Genomic DNA, 18,997 nt, shown 5'->3' with positions numbered 1-18,997 from the left:
TCTGGCAATATCGACCTGCCGAAGGCGGTGGGAGTGGTCGCGATCTGTCAGCTCGGCCCAACGAGTCTCGGCCCGTGGGTGTTTCGCGGCTGCTTTCCGGTCGCCGGTGAGTCCAGATCGCTTGCTACGACGTACAGGTTCCGGTGGACCATCTCGGCCACCACCGCCGAACCGACGAACCGACGAACCCGAATGCGCCGGTCACCGGTATCGCGCCACTGTTTATCACGGTTCTCGTCCCTCAGTGACCCCGACATCGAGTCCGTCATCGGTGGCCGAAAAGTGGGGCGGGCGGGGCTCGAACCCGCGACCTATGGATTATGAGTCCACGGCTCTAACCAACTGAGCTACCGCCCCAGCTATGGCGAAAGGATCACCACAAACCTTGATGATGCTACCGAGTAATTGACCCCGGTACGCAATCGCCCCAGCGGCGCGACGCGTTGCCGGCCGACAGGGACACTTCGACAAGAAAAAACCCAGGCAAACCAGTTCACGAACTGATCTGCCTGGGCGTTCCTGCTCCCCCAACTGGACTTGAACCAGTAACCCTTCGATTAACAGTCGAATGCTCTGCCAATTGAGCTATGGGGGAATATCTTGGCCCTGGGGCCGAAAAAGACTTTAGCGCATGAGGGTGGTCGCATGCCAAATCGTGCTGGTGAAGGGCCTTTCGACGGCCAGATCCCCCACTTCGGATCCGATCAGGCAGGATGGTGGAGACCACCATGCGCGCGCGTCGGACGCGCTCGCTTCGCACAGCACCACGGAGGCCTGGCTACTTATGGTTCGATTTCTCGCTGCACTCGGCATCGGCTACGTCCTCGGGGCCAAGGCCGGTCGGAAGCGCTACGAGCAGATCAACCGCGCGTACCGCTCCATCGCCGAGTCGCCGGCCACCAAGAAGGCCGTGGACGTCGGCAGGCAGAAGCTCTCCGAGAAGCTCAGCACGCAGCCGAAGCTGACGGAATTGCGTGCCATCGACGACGACACGACCGTGCTCGGGCCCGACGAGAACCGGAACAACTGAGAAGAACACTGAAGGTGCGAACTCCCCCACCGAACTAGGCGGTGTTCTCGTCCGGCCCCACGGCCAGCTCCAGCAGACTACGGCGATAGGCCTCAAGAGCCACCAGATCGCCGAACAAGGCGTTGTAGGCGTCGGGGTCATCCCCGGGTGACATCCGGCGCAGTTTCGACTTCAGATCGGCGATCTGAGAGCCGACCCAGACTTCCTGGAGCCTGGCGAGCACGCTGCCGATGTACTTCGGGATCATGTTCTCCGACACCGACATCGACTCGACCGCCAGTTCTGTGACCAACGACTCGAGAACCGTGCCGTCGACCGACTTGCCGATGGTCTCCACCCACTGCGCGCCCCCGTGGGAGGCGCTGGTGCCGCCGGCCGCCTTGATCGCCGTACGGATCAGCTCGTACGCGGGCTCTGTGAAACACTCCTCGGGCAACGAGTCGAAAACGGTCCCCGCTATGGCCGGATACTGCAGCGCCGATTTGAGGGCCTCTCGCTGCGCCCACAGTTGCGGATCGGACGGCCGGGGCCGTACGACCGTCGGGTTCTTCGAGTCGGGATCCGGTTCGGGCACCAGCGGAGTCGACGTCTGCACTCTCCGGTCCCGCGACTTCGAGGTGTCCTTGACGCCCGACCGCGCGGCCTTCGCCTGCTTGGCGGACTCCTCGCGCACCCGGCGCAGCACCTGCGGCACTTCTTCCCAGCCGACCCAGCCGGCCAATTGCCTCGCGTACTCGTCCCGCAGGGCGACGTCGCGAATCCGGGCGACAACCGGTACCGCCTCGCGAAGCGCGTGCACGCGGCCTTCCGCGGTGTCGAGGTCGTAGTTGCCCAGCAGCGCCTTGACCGCGAACTCGAACATCGGGATTCGACGGGCGATCAGGTCCCGGACCGCGGCGTCGCCCTGATTCTGCCGGAGCTCGCAGGGGTCCATGCCTTCCGGCGCCACGGCCACGAACGTCTGTCCGGCGATACTCTGCTCGCCCTCAAAAGCTTTGAGTGCCGCAGCTTTACCGGCGTCGTCGCCGTCGAAGGTGTAGATCACCTCGCCGCGGAAGTAGCTGTCGTCCATCATCAGCCGACGCAGCAACGCCAGGTGGTCTTCCCCGAAGGCGGTTCCACACGACGCGATCGCCGTGGTCACGCCGGCCAGGTGCATGGCCATGACGTCGGTGTATCCCTCGACCACCACCGCCTGATGCCCCTTGGCGATGTTCTTCTTGGCGTGATCGAGACCGAACAGCACCTGAGATTTCTTGTACAACATGGTCTCTGGCGTGTTCATGTACTTGCCGAGGTTGTCGTCCTCGAACAACTTGCGGGCGCCGAAGCCGATGATGTCGCCGCCGAGGTTCTTGATCGGCCACAACAGGCGGCGATGGAACCGGTCGATGGGGCCGCGCTGACCCTGCTTCGACAATCCGGCGGCCTCGAGTTCGGCGAACTCGAATCCCTGCGACATCAGCGCCTTGGTCATCGTGTCCCAGCCGGCAGGCGCATAGCCACAGCCGAACTGAAGTGCGACGGCGCCGTCGAAGGACCGCTCGGTGAGATAGTCGCGGGCCTTCTGCGCCTCCGGCGACTTCAGTTGCTCGGCATAGAACTTCTGGGCCGCGGCATTCGCTGCCACCAGGCGCGAGCGGGTACCGCGATCGCGCACGACGCTGGTGCCACCACCCTCGTAACTGATCTGGTAACCGATCCGGTCAGCGAGTTGCTGCACCGCTTCGACAAAGCTGACGTGCTCGACCTTCTGCAGGAACGAATAGACGTCGCCGCCTTCGCCACATCCGAAGCAGTGGAAGTGTCCGTGGTTGGGGCGCACATGGAACGAGGGCGACTTCTCGTCGTGGAACGGGCACAGGCCCTTCAACGAATCGGCGCCCGCCTTACGCAGCGCGACGTAGTCGCCGATGATCTCCTCGATGTGTGTGCTCTCACGGATCGCCGTGATGTCACGATCGGGAATTCGGCCTGCCACGGGACCAGTCTAGGCGGAACTCGACCGGTGCCCGCCCCACCCCGATGATGTGGTGTTTTGGCGGTGCCGACCTGGGCGGAGACGAAGCCGAAGGCGGAGCTCGACCCGTGTGACCGTTCGCCAGAAGGGCACACGACCGGTTAGCCCAGATGCGCGGATGCGCCCATGTTCTGACGATCCATCCGCTCGAGGCGGCCTTCTGTCATCGAGGCGATCTGGTCGATGACGACGCGCACCCGAGCCGCGTCGTCGGCGGCGTCGTTCCACGCCGGCACCAGCAACGGATCCAGGCCACCCGGAGCAGCATTGAGGAGCCAGTTGGCGACCCGGTGGATGCGGTCACGCTGACGGGCCTGGTGAGACCGGTGCCGCGAATCCGAGAAGATGAATCGCAGGGCGAGTGTCTTGAGCATCGCGACCTCGGCGGCGACGATCGGCGGGACGACCAGGTCGGCGTCGTAGCGGCTGACCGCACGTTCGGATGCCGTGCGTCGGGTTGTCGTGATTGCCGCCGACGCGAAGCGGCCCACGAGCTCGCTGGTCAGGCGTTTGAGCGCCACCAACCGCAGCATGGTGCCGTCGTAGGCGCCGACGTCCTGCACGATGTCCATCGCCCACAGCCGGGCCGCGGCCTCGATCAGAACGTTTTCTTCCAGTTCCGGGAATTCCTTGAGGCCGACCGCCGCGAGATCACGCTGTTCCGTCGGAGCACCGAGACTGCGCAGATCGATACGACCGGCCATGACACCGTCCTCGACGTCGTGGACGGAGTACGCGACATCGTCGGACCAGTCCATCACCTGGCACTCGAGCGACTGCCGGATATCGGTACGACCGTTCCGGATCCATGCCAGTGCTGCGGCGTCGTCTTCGTAGGCGCCGAACTTCCCGCCCGGCTTCTTGCGGGTCCACGGGTACTTCAACGTGGCATCGAGCGACGCCCTCGTCAGATTCAGCCCGACGCTATGACCTTGCGCATCAATGAGTTTGGGCTCGAGCCGGGTGAGGATGCGCAGATTCTGCGCGTTGCCCTCGAAGCCGCCGTGCTCACTGCTGACCTCATCGAGCGCGCGTTCGCCGTTGTGGCCGTACGGCGGATGGCCGATGTCGTGTGCCAGTCCGGCCAGCTCGACCAGATCCGGATCACAGCCGATACCGATGGCGATGCCCCGGCCGATCTGACCCACCTCGAGCGAATGGGTCAGTCGGGTACGCGGGGTATCGCCCTCGTGCGGACCGACGACCTGGGTCTTGTCGGCCAGCCGACGCAGTGCCGCACAATGCAATACGCGAGCACGGTCACGTGCGAACGCGCTGCGATAGTCATTGCGCGTGCCGGTCAGCCCAGCAACCTTCGCGCCCTCCGGGATCAGCCGTTCGACGTCGGATTCGTCGTAGTCGGCACGTAGAACCGGGGGCGGTGTATCCGCCGACAAGTCAGTCAAGCACCCAGCCGCGCGCAATCGCGAAATCGGTGACGCGCTGCCGGATCGCCAGGATCTGGGTTGCCGTCAGGGTTCCGGACGCGTCGAGCAGCAGCTCGGTGATCTCCTCCGAGAACGCGCCCGAATCGAGGGTCGCGGAGTCGATGTGACGGGGCTTGCGACGGTCGTCACGGGCGGCGCCACGGTCGTCGTGGCGACGTTCCGGCCGGCCGCGCTCTTCACGACGCGGACGCTCGGGTGCTGCACCTGCAGGCGCGGCTCCGGTCACCACCAGGTTGATCGCCTTGGATCCACGATCGGTCTCTTCGATGTCGAACTCGACCTCGGCGCCCGGCTTGAGGGAACTCTCGTCGATGTCGATGTCGTTGATATGTAGGAAGACATCCGAGCCGCCGGCATCGGGCGCCAAGAATCCAAAGCCTTTGTTGGCGTCGAAATGAACGATTTTTCCACTCACAGACACGGTTACCCACTCTCTCGCCGCATATACCGACCTCACCCCATGTGTGGCCGAACGGCTTGCGCAACCGTCAGTATCTCAGATGCCGGCGCATTCAGACACCTAACCGATCGCCTGCGCCGAATCGACCGTGAAAGTGACGAACCCGGACTATCTCTTGTCCTTCTTCGCCTGCCGCCGCTTGCCCGCAGCCTTCGACGACGCCTCGTATTTCTTGCGGCCCGGCGACTGGCGGGTGGCGTCGACACGGTCCTTGCCTGCGGAGATGACTTTGCCTTTGCCGCCCCCTTTGACTTTGCCGTCGACGATGAATTCCAGCCTCTCCATCTTGTTGCCGGAGGCCTTGGACAGACGGGCGTCTTTGAGGTCGGCAGCGCTCTTCTTGGCAACCACAGCGAGCTGTCGACTCACTTGCGCCAACGCCTTCTCGAACACCTCGGCGCGGGCCGCGTTGTGTGAGTTGGCTGGGCGGGCGGCACCTCGGCCACCTTTCTTGGTGACCTTGGCGGCGCCCGCCTGCCGGTAGTTCTTGACGTGCTTGTTGCGTGCACGCCGAGTTCTCATATGAAGGTCGATCAGAGCGTCTTCGTCAAGATCCGCCATGGCTTTCCGCTTGGTCTTCCGGACCAACCGGTATTCCTCTTCTGACAGGGACTTCAAGATCTTTTTCATATCCGCTCCGACCTTCCACTCCGGCGTCGTTGCCGCCTGTGATTCTAGGCAGCCGACACCGGGTTCAGCAGCCGATCAGCCGGACTGCCAGGTACTCGACGACCTTGTCCAGAGCGACGCGCTCCTGCGTCATGCTGTCGCGCTCACGCACGGTGACCGCCTGGTCGTCGAGCGTGTCGAAGTCGACCGTGACACAGAACGGCGTACCGATCTCGTCCTGACGCCGGTAGCGCTTGCCGATGCCCTGTGCGTCGTCGAACTCGACGTTCCAGCTCTGGCGGAGCTCGGCGGCCAGATCCTTCGCCTTGGGCGACAGCTGCTCGTTGCGCGAGAGCGGAAGCACCGCGACCTTGACCGGTGCGAGTCGGCGATCGATCTTGAGCACCGTCCGGGTATCGGTGCCGCCCTTGGCATTCGGTACCTGCTCTTCGGTGTAGGCATCACACAGAAATGCCATCAGCGAACGGGTCAGGCCGGCTGCCGGCTCGATCACGTACGGCGTGTAGCGCTCACCGGTGGCCTGATCGAAGAACGACAGGTCCTCACCGGAATGCTTGATGTGCGTACTGAGGTCGAAGTCGGTGCGGTTGGCGACGCCCTCGAGCTCGCCCCACTCGCCGCCGGCGAAACCGAATCGGTATTCGACGTCGACGGTGCCCTTGGAATAGTGCGAGAGCTTTTCCTTGGGGTGGTCGAACAGACGCAGGTTCTCGGGATCGATACCCAGATCCGTGTACCACTTCAGGCGGTAGTCGATCCAGTACTGATGCCACTGCTCGTCGTCGCCCGGCTTGACGAAGAACTCCATCTCCATCTGCTCGAACTCACGCGTCCGGAAGATGAAGTTTCCGGGGGTGATCTCATTGCGGAAGCTCTTGCCGATCTGGCCGATGCCGAACGGCGGCTTCTTGCGCGACGTCGTCATCACGTTTTTGAAGTTGACGAAGATGCCCTGGGCCGTCTCGGGACGCAGGTAGTGCAACCCGGCCTCGTCGTCGACGGGTCCGAGGTAGGTCTTCATGAGACCGGAGAATGCGCGGGGCTCGGTCCATGAACCCGGCTGACCGGTCTCGGGATCGTTGATGTCTGCCAGGCCGTTGGGAGGCAGATGTCCATGCTTGTTCTCGTACGCCTCGATGAGGTGGTCCGCGCGGTAGCGCTTGTGCGTGTGCAGCGACTCGACCAGGGGGTCGCTGAACGTCTCGACGTGTCCGGACGCTTCCCACACCTTGCGCGGCAGGATCACCGACGAGTCGAGTCCGACGACGTCCTCACGCGAGGTAACCATGTTGCGCCACCACTGCTTCTTGATGTTGTCCTTGAGTTCAACACCCAGGGGCCCGTAGTCCCACGCCGATTTGGTGCCTCCGTAGATCTCTCCACACGGATACACCAACCCCCGGCGTTTACAGAGGTTGACTACGGTTTCCACGAGATTGGTTTTGCCTGCCACGGATGACAGCCTATCGGGCGGCACGAGGCACCTGACGAGCGGCGGGCGGGCGCCACATCGAGCGCTCGAACCACATCGGGATGTCCTTGTTTGACATAGCCGCCCACGCATATGAAAATGGTTTCCAACAGCCGCCAGATCCCCCCGCGCAACGGAGTGCCCTGTGACAAGTCAGCACGCAACCACGGGCCCGACAACCGTCGACAACAAAGCCGTCGACAGGAAAGCCCTGGACGCTGCCGGCGAACTCCTGCGGGCATTGTCGGCACCGATCCGGATCGCCATCGTGCTCCAACTACTCGGCGGCGGAAGGTGTGTCCACGAACTGGTGGGAGCGCTGTCGGTACCGCAGCCACTGATCAGTCAACATCTGCGTGTCCTGAAGTCGGCGGGTGTGGTTCACGGCGAACGCTCGGGTCGCGAAGTGGTCTACTCCCTCGTCGACGACCATCTCGCCCACATCGTCACCGACGCCATCACGCACGCGACCGAGGAGAACCAGTCATGAGTTCGGGCACCGAACAACGTCCGGTCACCGGTGTCCGCTCCACCCGTCAACGCAGTGCGATCGCCGAACTCCTCTCGGGCAGCGAAGAGTTCCGCTCGGCGCAATATCTGCACGACCAGCTCAAGGCAGCCGGACAGTCCATCGGGCTGACAACCGTCTACCGGAACCTGCAGGCACTGGCCGACGCCGGCCAGGTCGACGTCCTACGCACCGACACCGGTGAATCGGTGTACCGATTCTGCTCGTCCGCCCATCACCACCATCACCTCGTCTGCCGGGATTGCGGCAGCACGGTCGAGGTCCAGGCCGACAGCGTGGAGCAATGGGCAGTCGATGTCGCCGCCCAACACGGCTTCACCGACATCAGCCACACCGTCGAAATCTTCGGTCGCTGCCAGGCCTGCTCGTAATTTCGGCACACTCGATCGCCCGTTCGGCACGGTCGGCGGTTGTTTCGGCACGGTCGGCGGGGTCAGCCGCGGATGGTGACGCCCAAGTCGGCACGCGCGGCGGCACCACCTTCCGTCGAGCGTGCCAAAGAAACCGCCGAGCGTGCTCACATCACCGTTGAGCGTGCCAAAGAAACCGCCGAGCGTGCTCACATCACCGTTGAGCGTGCCGAAAATGCTTGCCGCCCAAGCAACTAAGGCACGGTCGGCGGTCGTTTTGGCACGCTCGGCGCGGGTTAGCCGCGGATGGTGACGCCGACGTCGGCGCCGGATCCGAGCACCATCATCAGCATGGTGCGCAGGGCGTCGTCGCTCAAGGTTCCGGCCGGAAATGTGTAGTGCAGCAACACATCAGCGGTGACTTCATGGACCGCGAGTTTCACGGTGCCGAAGTTGGACGCATCAGCGGCGGCCGTGACATCCTCGCGCAATTGATCGGTGACCGGCAGATCCCACGCGAGCACCTGCGTCAACGACAACACGTCGAGGCCCGGGGCCAGCGCGAGCGCCCTCATCGAGACAACGGTTCCCTGGAAGTAGGCCGTCACTGAACTGTCGTCGCCGGGCTGTACCGACATCTGGGTCGACAACAATTCCGCGGCCCGGTCGATGAGACCGGGCTGATCGTTGCCATCAGACACCGGTGGACCCCGGCACTCCGCCGAACCGGCGGTCCCGGCTCGCGTATTCCACGCAGGCATCCCACAGGTCGCGGCGGTCGAAGTCGGGAAAGAGCTTGTGCTGGTAGACCATTTCGGCGTACGCCGACTGCCAGAGCAGGAAGTTGGAGATCCGCTGCTCCCCCGACGGACGCAGGAACAGGTCCACGTCAGGCATGTCCGGCTCGTCGAGATACTTCGCGAACGACGCTTCGGTGATCCGCTCGGGATCGAGTGTCCCGGCCGCCGCACGACGGGCGATCTCTTTGGCCGCGTCGGCGATCTCGGCCCGTCCGCCATAGTTGACGCACATCGTCAGGGTCATCACCGTGTTGTGCTTGGTGAGTTCCTCGGCGACCTCGAGTTCGCGGATGACGCTGCGCCACAACCGTGGTCGACGACCGGCCCAGCGGACCCGCACGCCCATCTCGTTCATCTCGTCGCGGCGGCGACGGATGACGTCACGGTTGAAGCCCATCAGGAACTTCACCTCGTCAGGGCTGCGACTCCAGTTCTCGGTGGAGAACGCGTATGCCGACAACCAGCCGACACCCATCTCGATACAGCCGCAGACGGCGTCCATCAGGACGGCCTCGCCGCGTTTGTGACCTTCGGTCCGGGGCAGTCCGCGATCGGTGGCCCACCGCCCGTTGCCGTCCATCACCAGAGCCACATGTTTCGGTACGAACTCCGCGGGGATCGCCGGCGGTCGTGCTCCGGACGGATGTGGATCCGGTGGCCGGACCTCTCGTACCGTTTCAGCCTGCTGTGCTGCGTTCCGCCGTCGCACGATCATGTGTGTCCTTCCTGCCGGTGGCGGCATTCACACCAGCGGCGGCGAGACCGCGATGAGGGGCCTCACGCTCGATCAGTGGCAGCGTGCGCAGCTGCCGTTCCAGATGCCACTGCAGGTGCGCCGCGGTCAATCCACTGGCCTGGCGCCGAGACGATTCGGTCGTCTCTGTGGTGTGTTCCCATTCGCCACGGTAGAGCGCGTCCATCAGATCGAGAACGCCGGGTGAAGGCGTTGCCGATCCCGCCGGACGACAGTGCACACACACCGAGCCACCCGCCGCGACATGAAAAGCGCGATGCGGGCCGGGGTCTCCGCAGCGAGCGCAATGTTCGAGAGCCGGCATCCATCCGGCGAAGTCCATCGCCCGCAGCAGGAACGCGTCGAGGACCAGCTCTTTGGGACGCTGCCCGGCCGCGATCGCCCGGAGCGCACCCACCGTCAGCCGCTGCAGCCGATCGGCCGGAGCCCGTTCTTCACCGGCCAGGCGTTCGGCGGTTTCCAGCACCGCGCAGGCCGTGGTGTACCGGCCGTAATCGGAGACGATGGCCGAGGAAAAGGTGTCGAGGCTGTGGACCTGGGTGACGATGTCGAGGTTGCGGCCCGGATGGAGCAGCAGATCAACATGGGCGAAGGGTTCGAGCCGGGCGCCGAACTTGGACCGGGTGCGCCGGACCCCTTTGGCGACCGCACGGACCAGTCCGTGCTCCTTGGTCAGCAACGTGATGATGCGGTCGGCCTCCCCCAGCTTGTGCTGGCGGAGGACAACGGCCTCATCGCGGTACAACCTCACCTGACCAGTGTTCCACCCGCCACCGACGAACCGTACTGCGACATGCCTGGGCGCACTGCGGTGATCACACCTGCGCCGGAACCTCCGGTTCCTCCGTCGCCTGGGGAGGCCGTCGGATCAGCCCGCGGCGGTCGTAGACGACGCACGCGATCGGTCCGACGATCAGTCCGATCACGGTGAACAGCACGAACATCGCGATCGCGGTTCCGAGACCGGCGTCGATGTTGGCGTCGAAATACAGGATCGAGCGGGCTCCGACGAAGGCCTGGTGCAGTGGTTCGCCGACTGCCAGTCCGCGGAAGAACCCCGGCACCGCCTCCAACGGCACCGTGCCACCCGAGGTCGGCAGTCCCAGGACCACAAAAAAGATCAGGTTGATGAGCAGGCCCGCGCTCCCGAAGATCGAGAGGATCGCATTGGCGATGATGCCGACGCCGATGATCACCAGCACCCCGAACATCCACAAGGCCATCTTGTTGGGCGCGTACATATCCACCAGGACACTCGTCAGCACGAATAACCCGGAAACGATCAGTGAAACCACGAATATCGCCCACCATTTGACGACCAGAGTCCCCAGCCGGGAAATCGGGACGCGCCGGCGGAGTTCGTACATCGGCCCTATTTCGATGGGCGCAAATCCCAATCTGCCGTCGATGAGCGCGGAGATGATCATCGTCCCGGTGAATCCGGCCAAGATGAGCAACAGCGCGTAATAGAAGGCGGTCAAACCACTGCCGGCGTTGTCCGGCAACGGATTTGCCTCCGACGCCTGGATGTCGATCGGTGTGGTCATCGCCGTGAGGCCGGCTCCGGCCACCTTGATCCCGGCTGCGTCGGTCTGTTCGACAAGCGCCGCGGTGAATTGTTCGCCGAATTGCTCGTTCACCTGTGCCATCGACCGTAAGAAGAATTGCGTCGTGATCTGGGTGGCAACCGCACCCGCGCCGGGATTCGTCATCACCTCGATCACGGGCTGCTCGACCTTGGTATCGCCGATCGCCGAACCGAGGAAGGCGAAACTCTCCGAGCTGAAGTTCGCCGGTATGAAGATCGCGCCGTAGGCGTGCGCATTGTCGAGCCGGGTCAGCGCGGTGCTGCGGTCCACGACATCCAGATCGAACTTGCCCGGATACTGCTCGTCGACGCCGGCTTTGAGCCCCTTGACCACCTCCGCACCGAGATACTGCTTCTGATCGGTACCGGGCTGCAGCGCGCCGGTGTCGGAATTCACCACGACGATGGGGAACTGGTGCAGGTGCTTTCCCGGATCGACCGCCGGTGCCATGTACATGATTCCGAGCAGACCCATCACCACCACGACAACGGCAAGTGGCCGGAACCACAATCCCCACGACCGCAATTCCGCCGCGACGCCGGGATGAATCACTCCGGGTGGACGCTCACGCTCGGCGTCGGACTTCCCGCCCCCTGGTTCTGTCATACCGGCAATTGAACCCTGCCGGTATCGGTCTTGTCATGACACCACGGGTGGAGATCCGTCAGAATCCGAGGCGCCCCAGTTGCTTCGGATCCCGCTGCCAGTCCTTGGCGATCTTCACATGCAGGTCGAGGTAGACCTTGGCGCCCAGCAGCCGCTCGATCTGCTTTCGCGCCACCGTCCCGACCTCTTTGAGGCGAGCACCCTGCTTGCCGATGATGATGCCCTTTTGGCTGCTTCGTTCGACGTACAAGATCGCATGGATGTCGACCATCGGGATCTGATCCTCACCGCGTTCGCGTTCGATGATCTCCTCGATCACCACCGCCAGCGAATGCGGCAATTCGTCGTAGACACCTTCGAGCGCCGCTTCTCTGATGAACTCGGCCATCAGGACTGTCTCGGGTTCGTCGGTGAGTTCGCCATCGGGATAAAAGGCCGGCCCGGGTTCCATCAGCCCTCGCAACACATCGACGAGCACGTCGAGTTGCTTGCCCTTCGTTGCCGAGATCGGGACGACCTCGGCGTCTGGCCCGAGGAGCGCCGACAGCGCCATCAACTGTTGCGCAATACGTTCGGGCTTGACCTTGTCGATCTTGGTGACCAGACCGACCACGGGCGTCTTGGGCGCCATCTCCCTGAGCTGCTCCGCGATCCACCGGTCGCCGGGACCGATCTTCTCGTCGGCCGGAATACAGAAACCGATCGCGTCGACCTCTGAGTAGGTGTCGCGCACCAGATCGTTCAGCCGTTTGCCCAGCAGTGTCCGGGGCCGGTGCAGACCGGGGGTGTCCACCAGGATCAGTTGAGTGTCATCACGATTGACGATGCCGCGGATGGTGTGCCGGGTGGTCTGCGGGCGACTGGAGGTGATCGCGATCTTCTCGCCGACGAGGGCGTTGGTCAATGTCGACTTGCCGGTGTTGGGCCGTCCCACGAAACACACGAAGCCGGAACGGAATTCTTCGGACTCAGCCATTATTTTTGATCCAATCGTCGCGGGTTTCCGCCACCTGCGTCCGCGACGATCGCGTACGCCGACGAGCTCACCTCAGTCAGCGCCGCCAGTCCGGGATCCGTGTCTGCACGGTCCCCGGTAGTTCCGGAACCGCCGACGAGCAGTCCCGCTTCAAGTCCTTCGGCGCCGCTCGCGACTGCCATCGCAATGGCCACCTGGAGCGCGGAAAGTTGTAGTGCGGCAAGCTCAACCGGCCCTGCGGAATAGGTTCGCCCATCGGAGTCACGCACCGCGGCACCGGAGGACGCACCCGCGCGGGCCATCGCCCCGCGGGCCAGGGTCAACAACTTTCCGTCCTCGGCATCAAGCTCGGTTCCGGCTGAACCCGAAGTCATGAGGCCTCCTCGTGCTGTTGCGAACCGTCTTCATTCTCAGCCGAGTCCTCTTCCTGATCAAGCTGTTCCACGTCGGTTTCAGCCGGATCCGGCGTGGCGTCGCGCTTCTTCTTCCGCTTCTTCTTCTTTTCGAGCGCTTTCTCGGCGAGCTTGTGTACGACCACCGACACGATCCGAACGCGCCCCTGGCGGTTGGGACCACCTTCCGCGAGCAGCCGGATGCCATGCAGTTCGACCGTGGCGCCGGGCAACGGCACTCGACCGAGCACCAGCCCGAACAGGCCACCAACGGTTTCGACGTCGTCCTCGTCGATCTCGACATCGAAGAGTTCCGCGAGGTCTCCGATGGGCAGGCGCGACGACACCCGGTACCCACCGGAGCCGTCGTCGAGTGCCTCGATGGGCGGAGTCTCGTCGCTGTCGTATTCGTCGTTGATCTCACCGACGATCTCTTCGAGCACATCCTCGATTGTCAGCAGACCGGCGACGCCGCCGTATTCGTCGACCAGCACCGCCATGTGATTGTGGCTGCGCTGCATGTCCGCCAGGACTTTGTCGAGGGGTTTGGAGTCGGGGATGAACTCGGGTGGACGCATCAGTTCCCGCACCTCGACCGCGGACGGTTGCGCCGGCGGAAGACCCCGCTGGACAAGATCTTTGAGATACACGACTCCGAGCACGTCGTCCGGGTTCTCCCCGATCACGGGCAGACGCGAATGACCTGACCGCACCGCCAGCGACATCGCCTGTGCCGCGGATTTTGTGCCTTCGATCCAGACCATCTCACCGCGGGGAACCATCACCTCGCGAGCACTGGTGTCGCCGAGGTCGAAGACGGACTGGATCATCTTCCGTTCCCCCGCCGCGACCACACCGGTGAGTTCGGCCATGTCGACCACTTCACGCAGCTCGACCTCGGTCGCGAACGGCCCGTTGCGAAATCCCTTACCGGGCGTGATGGCATTACCGAGGGTGATCAGAAGTCGCGTCAACGGCGTCAGCAACACGCCGATGCCCTGCAGTACCGCAGCAGAGTTCACCGCGATCGAATACGCATGTTGCGCACCCAGAGTCCGGGGACCGACACCGATCACGACGTAATTGATCACCGCCATACCCGCGATCGCGGCGGCGACACCCCACGCGGTTCCGAGCTTGTCCATCGCATAGACGGCCGCGGACACCGTGGCCGCGGTCTCGGCCGTGATCCGGAGCAAGACCGTCAGTGCCACATATTTCGGACGATCGGACAGTACGTCCCGCAATCGGCGGGCGCCGGGGCGGCCGTCCTTCACCAGGTCGTCCACCCGCGCCGGGGACACGGTCATCAGAGCATTGTCGACAGCGGCAAAAAGGCCGCCAATGGGCACCAGCGCCACCGCGGCGAGCAGCGGCAACAAGTCAGAAAGCACCGGTGATCAGCTCTCCCCGGCCGGTTTGTCTTCTCCGAAACCGATGTTGTTCAACAGCTTTGCGTCGCGCTCGGCAACGCGGGCAGCACGTGCACGCGACCTGCGGTCGTCGTACCAGTCTTCGATGATCTGGCCCTGCAGGCCGAACATCGCCTTCTCTTCCTCGGGTTCGGCATGATCGAAGCCGAGGAGATGCAATACGCCGTGCACGGTCAGCACGGACAACTCATGGTCGGTGGAGTGCCGGGCAGTGGCGGCCTGCTCGGCTGCGAACTCCGGGCAGATCACGATGTCGCCGAGCATCGACGGGCCGGGTCCGGCGGTGTCGGGCCGACCACCGGGGCTGAGTTCGTCCATCGGAAAACTCATCACGTCGGTGGGTCCGGGCAGATCCATCCAGCGCATGTGCAGCTCGGCCATCGTCTCGTTGTCCACGAGAACCATCGACAACTCCGCTGCCGGATGGACGTCCATCCGCTCGAGCGCAAACGTCGCGACCTCGATCAGCATCTCTTCCGGGACATCGACACCCGACTCGTTGGAAACCTCGATACTCATCGGTGCCGTCCATTTCCGGCACGACGCTGGGCGCGGTTTCCGTGCAATTCGTTCGCGGCCTCCGCGCGTCCGTACGCGTCGACGATGTCGGACACCAGGCGGTGCCGGACCACGTCGGCACTGGTGAGCTGCGAGAAGTAGATGTCGTCGATGCCCTCGAGGATGCGGGCTGCCGCACGCAAACCGCTCTCGGAACCGCCGCTGGGGAGATCGACCTGAGTGACGTCACCGGTGACCACGATCTTGGAGCCGAACCCGAGACGGGTCAGGAACATCTTCATCTGCTCGGCCGTGGTGTTCTGGGCCTCGTCGAGGATGATGAACGCATCGTTCAGGGTGCGGCCACGCATGTAGGCCAACGGCGCGACCTCGATGACACCGGCTTCCATCAACTTCGGAATGGCCTCGGGGTCCATCATGTCGTGCAACGCGTCGTGCAGCGGGCGCAGATACGGGTCGATCTTGTCGTGCAGGGTGCCAGGCAGGAACCCCAGGCGCTCGCCGGCCTCGACCGCCGGCCGGGTCAGGATGATGCGACTGACCTCTTTGTTCTGCAACGACTGCACGGCCTTGGCCATCGCCAGGTAGGTCTTGCCGGTACCGGCCGGTCCCATCCCGAACACGATCGTGTTCTTGTCGATGGCGTCGACGTAATGCTTCTGGTTGAGCGTCTTCGGGCGGATCGTCTTGCCGCGCCGGGAGAGGATGTCGAGGCTGAGGACCTCGGCGGGTGACTGTCCGGAGCCGTCGGTCAGCATCCGCACGCTGTGTCGCACCAGGTCAGGATTCAGGTCGGTGCCACGCCGGACCACACCCACCAACTCCGACAGGACCCGTTCGGCGATCGCGATGTCGGCCGGTTCGCCGGTGAGCGTCACGGCATTGCCCCGCACATGAATATCGGCGACGAGGTGCGATTCGAGTTCCTTGAGGTTCTTGTCCCCGGCACCGAGCAGTCCGAAGATGACATCGGGCGACACTTCGATTGTCGAGGTCACCGCGCCAGGCGCCCTGTTTCCGGCCGCGCTGCTCTGCGTCCGGGTCGCGCTGTTGTCATCACTCACGAAAGGTGTTTCTCCTGCTCTGCCGTTAGGTCTGCGAATTGGGTTGTAGGTGCTTTGATTCTACGTCCATCAAACGCCGTGCTTCACATCAATATTTCGCCCCCTGTCAAGGCCCTCGGGCAGCACAGCCAAGACCCTCATATACCCAGCACCCGGACGGTTTCTCGATGTCCCCGGCTGCGCGGATCGACGAACACATCGTGGCCCTCGCCGGCCACCTCGATCAGCTCGGCCGATTGTCCGGCGGTGGAGGCGCGGCGCACATAGTCGCGGCTGACCTCGACAGGGACGGACGAGTCCTCGGTGCCATGGACGGCCACCACATGTGCCGGAAAGATCGGCTGGTCCACGGGCGAGGCATCGGCATACCGAGCCGGAACCTCCGTGATCGAACCGCCCATCAGCGCCCGGAGCGAGGGGCGAACTGCGCGTTCGCGAACTTGCAGGTCCAACGGTGCGGCCTGGGCGATGACGGTGGCGATGGACGCCTTCTTGGTCCGCGCCCCGAGCCGCGAGGTCGCCCAGACGGCCAGTTGCCCACCCGCCGAATGGCCGATGATGGCGACCTTCGACCAGTCGATCTTGTTCAGGATCTCTTCGGGCAGCGCGTAGCGGACCGGGGCATCCAGCGCGGAGATCGCCGCGACGACGTCGTTGCCGGTGCGCGGCCACCCGCCACCGTCCTCGCCGACGCGGCGGTATTCGATGTTCCAGACCACCGCGCCACGGGCCGCGAGATCCCGCGCGATCGCGGTCTCGATGGTGAGCGCGAACTCGGTGCTCCAGTAGCCGCCGTGGATGAGCACGATCACCGGAACCGGACCTGCCGTCGGCACCGACGGCAGATAGACATGACCGAACTGCGAATTACGTTCCCCGTAAGCAACTTTCACCCGCTTGACGGCGTTCACCACCGGGGACGAACCTCCCAGCGCGACGTCATCGCACCGATCGCACCGAGTGCCACCGCGGCCGCGCTCGACGTGCGCAGCACCTCCGGACCGAGCATGACGGCGGTGGCACCGACGGCCGTCAGGTCGTCGATCTCGGAATCATCCAGTCCGCCTTCGGGACCCACCACGAGCATGATCTCGGGAACAGCGAGGTCCAGCGATCGCAGGCTGGTCGTCGCCGATTCATGCAGAACCGCAACCACTCCGCCGCGGAGAACCACGTCGGACGCCATGGTTCGCACGTCGCTGGTCCGGGCCAGCGGCGCGATGGTCGGGATGTGGGCCCGGCGACTCTGCTTGGCGGCGGCCACGGCCGCCGACCGCCACTTGGCCACGCCCTTGTCAGCCTTCGGCCCAACCCATTTGGCGACACACCGGGCACTCTGCCAGGGCACGATCTCATCGGCGCCGGCCTCGGTCGCGAGATCGACCGCCAGTTCGGACCGTTCGGATTTGGGCAATGCCTGCACCACCGTCACCCGGGGCTCGGGCGAACCGGTGGCGACGGTTTCGAGGACCCTGGCCTCCAGGGCCGACTTACCCTCGGTGGCGATCACCTCGCACAGTCCCGTGTGACCGGCACCGTCGCCGAGGATGATCCGTTCGCCGACAACAACTCTGGTGACGGTGACCGCGTGCCGCCCCTCGTCTCCGTCGAGCCGGACGACGTCGCCGGCGTCGGGGACGTGGTCGACCCAGAACAGCGGTGGGCTCATCGGTCGGGTGTCAGCGCCCGGCGAATGCGTTGCGCAGGCGCGAGAACAGACCACCGGTGTTGGACGATTCGCTGTTCACGAGCTCGATCTGCTCGCTCTCCGAGATCTTCCGGTATTCCTTGAGCTTTGCGGTCTGATGCGAGTCGAGGCGGGTCGGCACCACCACGTCGAGATGCACGTGGAGCGTTCCGCGCACACCGGTGTGCAGATGGGGCATGCCCTGCCCGCGGACCTTGGCGACCTGGCCGGGCTGCGTGCCCGGCTCGATGGTCACTTTGGTGGACCCGCCGAGAACCGTGTCGATCTCCAGTTCACCGCCGAGTGCTGCATCGACCATCGGGACCCGCACCGTGCAGTGCAGGTCGTCGCTGTCGCGGACGAACACGCTGTGGGCCACTTCGGAGACCTCGACGTACAGGTCACCGGCCGGTCCACCACCGGGTCCGACCTCACCCTGGCCGACCAGACGCACCCGCATCCCGTCACCGACGCCGGCCGGGATCTTGACCGTCAGCTTGCGTCGTGCCCGCACCCGGCCGTCGCCGCCACACTTGTGGCAGGGATCGGGGATGGTCTCGCCCGCACCGCTACAGGTGGGGCATGGCCGCGAGGTCATCACCTGACCGAGGAATGAACGCTGCACCGACTGGATCTCGCCCGCACCCCGGCAGGTGGAGCAGGTGACGGGTTTGCTGTTGCCGTTGGTTCCCGAACCGGTACAGACGTCGCACAGGATCGCGGTGTCGACGTTGACCTCTTTGTTGACACCCGCCGCGCATTCGTCGAGATCGAGCTTCATCCGCAGCAGGGCATCCGAGCCGGCCTGGACCCGGCCACGCGGACCGCGTGAGCCACCGCCTCCGGACCCACCGAAGAATGCCTCGAAGACGTCACCGAGGCCACCGGAGAAGCCTCCGTTGCCGAAGCCGCCGCCGTAACCGGAACCGGCCGAGGCCAGCGGGTCGCCGCCGGCGTCCACGATCCGGCGCTTCTCCGGGTCGGTCAGCACCTCGTAGGCGGCCGACACATCCTGGAATCGGGTTTGGGCGGACTCGTCGGGATTGACGTCCGGGTGCAGCTCGCGGGCCAGCTTGCGGTACGCGCGCTTGATCTCCTGATCACTGGCGCCCCGATCGACGCCCAGTATCCCGTAGTAATCACGTGCCACGGCGGTGAGTCATCCGTTCTCTCTGCAGTTCCGGAGGTGCACCCGATGGTGTCCGGAAAGTCTTCACTCTGTCTTTGGGTGATCGTCTT

General features: G+C 64.4%; 20 protein-coding genes and 2 tRNA genes. 3 read left to right on the top strand and 19 right to left on the bottom strand.

Annotated features, from left to right (window positions below; all coding sequences use genetic code 11):
• Window positions 1-283: 283 nt before the first annotated feature.
• Window positions 284-357, bottom strand: a tRNA-Ile gene (locus H290_RS0104745).
• A 165-nt stretch (window positions 358-522) separates the two neighbouring features.
• Window positions 523-595, bottom strand: a tRNA-Asn gene (locus H290_RS0104740).
• Between the two features lie 189 nt (window positions 596-784).
• Here H290_RS0104740 and H290_RS0104735 point away from each other — a divergent pair.
• The gene (locus tag H290_RS0104735; RefSeq protein WP_020105621.1) at window positions 785-1,030 is read left to right on the top strand and encodes a hypothetical protein; all 246 of its coding nucleotides are present in this window, start codon (window positions 785-787) and stop codon (window positions 1,028-1,030) included.
• A gap of 34 nt (window positions 1,031-1,064) precedes the next feature.
• Here the strand turns inward: H290_RS0104735 and dnaG are convergent, their stop codons facing one another.
• From dnaG to H290_RS0104710, 5 genes are all read right to left on the bottom strand, one after another.
• Complete coding sequence (gene dnaG / locus H290_RS0104730) at window positions 1,065-3,011, bottom strand: DNA primase (protein WP_020105620.1); 1,947 nt, start codon at window positions 3,009-3,011, stop codon at window positions 1,065-1,067.
• Window positions 3,012-3,151: 140 nt separating this feature from the next.
• Window positions 3,152-4,447, bottom strand: a complete 1,296-nt coding sequence (locus H290_RS0104725) for a deoxyguanosinetriphosphate triphosphohydrolase (protein ID WP_028462789.1) — start codon at window positions 4,445-4,447, stop codon at window positions 3,152-3,154.
• Between the two features lies 1 nt (window position 4,448).
• Window positions 4,449-4,919 (bottom strand): cold-shock protein, encoded by a 471-nt coding sequence (locus H290_RS0104720; RefSeq protein WP_028462788.1) that lies wholly within the window; start codon window positions 4,917-4,919, stop codon window positions 4,449-4,451.
• A gap of 147 nt (window positions 4,920-5,066) precedes the next feature.
• On the bottom strand, window positions 5,067-5,588 hold the full coding sequence (locus H290_RS0104715; RefSeq protein WP_020105617.1) for a hypothetical protein: 522 nt from the start codon (window positions 5,586-5,588) through the stop codon (window positions 5,067-5,069).
• 64 nt (window positions 5,589-5,652) lie between these two features.
• Window positions 5,653-7,041 (bottom strand): glycine--tRNA ligase, encoded by a 1,389-nt coding sequence (locus H290_RS0104710; protein ID WP_028462787.1) that lies wholly within the window; start codon window positions 7,039-7,041, stop codon window positions 5,653-5,655.
• A 163-nt stretch (window positions 7,042-7,204) separates the two neighbouring features.
• Here H290_RS0104710 and H290_RS0104705 point away from each other — a divergent pair, with 163 nt between their 5' ends.
• Both H290_RS0104705 and H290_RS0104700 read left to right on the top strand, forming a co-directional pair.
• Complete coding sequence (locus H290_RS0104705; protein ID WP_020105615.1) at window positions 7,205-7,549, top strand: helix-turn-helix transcriptional regulator; 345 nt, start codon at window positions 7,205-7,207, stop codon at window positions 7,547-7,549.
• Complete coding sequence (locus H290_RS0104700) at window positions 7,546-7,959, top strand: Fur family transcriptional regulator (RefSeq protein ID WP_020105614.1); 414 nt, start codon at window positions 7,546-7,548, stop codon at window positions 7,957-7,959. Before H290_RS0104705 ends, H290_RS0104700 begins: the two co-directional genes overlap by 4 nt.
• Window positions 7,960-8,234: 275 nt before the next feature.
• Here H290_RS0104700 and H290_RS0104690 read toward each other — a convergent pair whose 3' ends face one another.
• The 12 genes from H290_RS0104690 to dnaJ form a co-directional block, all read right to left on the bottom strand.
• A complete protein-coding gene (locus H290_RS0104690) occupies window positions 8,235-8,639 on the bottom strand; it encodes a hypothetical protein (RefSeq protein WP_020105612.1) in 405 nt (134 codons plus the stop codon).
• Window positions 8,632-9,453, bottom strand: a complete 822-nt coding sequence (locus H290_RS0104685; RefSeq protein ID WP_028462785.1) for an isoprenyl transferase — start codon at window positions 9,451-9,453, stop codon at window positions 8,632-8,634. The genes H290_RS0104690 and H290_RS0104685 overlap by 8 nt, the downstream gene beginning before the upstream one ends.
• A complete protein-coding gene (gene recO / locus H290_RS0104680) occupies window positions 9,416-10,243 on the bottom strand; it encodes a DNA repair protein RecO (protein WP_020105610.1) in 828 nt (275 codons plus the stop codon). The genes H290_RS0104685 and recO overlap by 38 nt, the downstream gene beginning before the upstream one ends.
• A 64-nt stretch (window positions 10,244-10,307) precedes the next feature.
• Entirely contained in the window at window positions 10,308-11,687 is a 1,380-nt protein-coding gene (locus H290_RS27805) for a YhgE/Pip domain-containing protein (protein WP_020105609.1), read from the bottom strand.
• 58 nt (window positions 11,688-11,745) lie between these two features.
• Window positions 11,746-12,663: a GTPase Era gene (gene era, locus H290_RS0104670; RefSeq protein ID WP_020105608.1), complete on the bottom strand. Its 918-nt coding sequence runs from the start codon at window positions 12,661-12,663 to the stop codon at window positions 11,746-11,748.
• Window positions 12,663-13,037, bottom strand: a complete 375-nt coding sequence (locus tag H290_RS0104665) for a hypothetical protein (RefSeq protein ID WP_020105607.1) — start codon at window positions 13,035-13,037, stop codon at window positions 12,663-12,665. Before H290_RS0104665 ends, era begins: the two co-directional genes overlap by 1 nt.
• The gene (locus H290_RS0104660; RefSeq protein WP_020105606.1) at window positions 13,034-14,449 is read right to left on the bottom strand and encodes a hemolysin family protein; all 1,416 of its coding nucleotides are present in this window, start codon (window positions 14,447-14,449) and stop codon (window positions 13,034-13,036) included. Before H290_RS0104660 ends, H290_RS0104665 begins: the two co-directional genes overlap by 4 nt.
• Window positions 14,450-14,455: 6 nt before the next feature.
• Complete coding sequence (ybeY, locus tag H290_RS0104655) at window positions 14,456-15,007, bottom strand: rRNA maturation RNase YbeY (protein ID WP_020105605.1); 552 nt, start codon at window positions 15,005-15,007, stop codon at window positions 14,456-14,458.
• On the bottom strand, window positions 15,004-16,071 hold the full coding sequence (locus H290_RS0104650; protein ID WP_020105604.1) for a PhoH family protein: 1,068 nt from the start codon (window positions 16,069-16,071) through the stop codon (window positions 15,004-15,006). Before H290_RS0104650 ends, ybeY begins: the two co-directional genes overlap by 4 nt.
• A gap of 137 nt (window positions 16,072-16,208) precedes the next feature.
• Window positions 16,209-16,985 (bottom strand): S9 family peptidase, encoded by a 777-nt coding sequence (locus tag H290_RS0104645; protein WP_020105603.1) that lies wholly within the window; start codon window positions 16,983-16,985, stop codon window positions 16,209-16,211.
• Window positions 16,979-17,740: a 16S rRNA (uracil(1498)-N(3))-methyltransferase gene (locus H290_RS0104640; protein ID WP_020105602.1), complete on the bottom strand. Its 762-nt coding sequence runs from the start codon at window positions 17,738-17,740 to the stop codon at window positions 16,979-16,981. The genes H290_RS0104645 and H290_RS0104640 overlap by 7 nt, the downstream gene beginning before the upstream one ends.
• Window positions 17,741-17,750: 10 nt before the next feature.
• A complete protein-coding gene (dnaJ, locus tag H290_RS0104635) occupies window positions 17,751-18,908 on the bottom strand; it encodes a molecular chaperone DnaJ (protein WP_020105601.1) in 1,158 nt (385 codons plus the stop codon).
• Between the last annotated feature and the right edge of the window lie 89 nt (window positions 18,909-18,997).

The sequence above is a fragment of the Nocardia sp. 348MFTsu5.1 genome, assembly GCF_000383535.1.
Classification (GTDB): domain Bacteria; phylum Actinomycetota; class Actinomycetes; order Mycobacteriales; family Mycobacteriaceae; genus Williamsia; species Williamsia faeni.
The sequence above is the reverse complement of the archived record's forward strand: the minus strand, read 5'-3'. Positions and strand labels throughout refer to the sequence as shown.

Coding starts and splice junctions, on each gene's coding strand:
- H290_RS0104685 (WP_028462785.1), bottom strand. CDS start 9,453: ATGATCGTGCGACGGCGGAACGCAGCACAGCAGGCTGAAACGGTACGA.
- H290_RS27805 (WP_020105609.1), bottom strand. CDS start 11,687: ATGACAGAACCAGGGGGCGGGAAGTCCGACGCCGAGCGTGAGCGTCCA.
- H290_RS0104715 (WP_020105617.1), bottom strand. CDS start 5,588: ATGAAAAAGATCTTGAAGTCCCTGTCAGAAGAGGAATACCGGTTGGTC.
- era (WP_020105608.1), bottom strand. CDS start 12,663: ATGGCTGAGTCCGAAGAATTCCGTTCCGGCTTCGTGTGTTTCGTGGGA.
- H290_RS0104665 (WP_020105607.1), bottom strand. CDS start 13,037: ATGACTTCGGGTTCAGCCGGAACCGAGCTTGATGCCGAGGACGGAAAG.
- H290_RS0104640 (WP_020105602.1), bottom strand. CDS start 17,740: ATGAGCCCACCGCTGTTCTGGGTCGACCACGTCCCCGACGCCGGCGAC.
- ybeY (WP_020105605.1), bottom strand. CDS start 15,007: ATGAGTATCGAGGTTTCCAACGAGTCGGGTGTCGATGTCCCGGAAGAG.
- H290_RS0104700 (WP_020105614.1), top strand. CDS start 7,546: ATGAGTTCGGGCACCGAACAACGTCCGGTCACCGGTGTCCGCTCCACC.
- H290_RS0104735 (WP_020105621.1), top strand. CDS start 785: ATGGTTCGATTTCTCGCTGCACTCGGCATCGGCTACGTCCTCGGGGCC.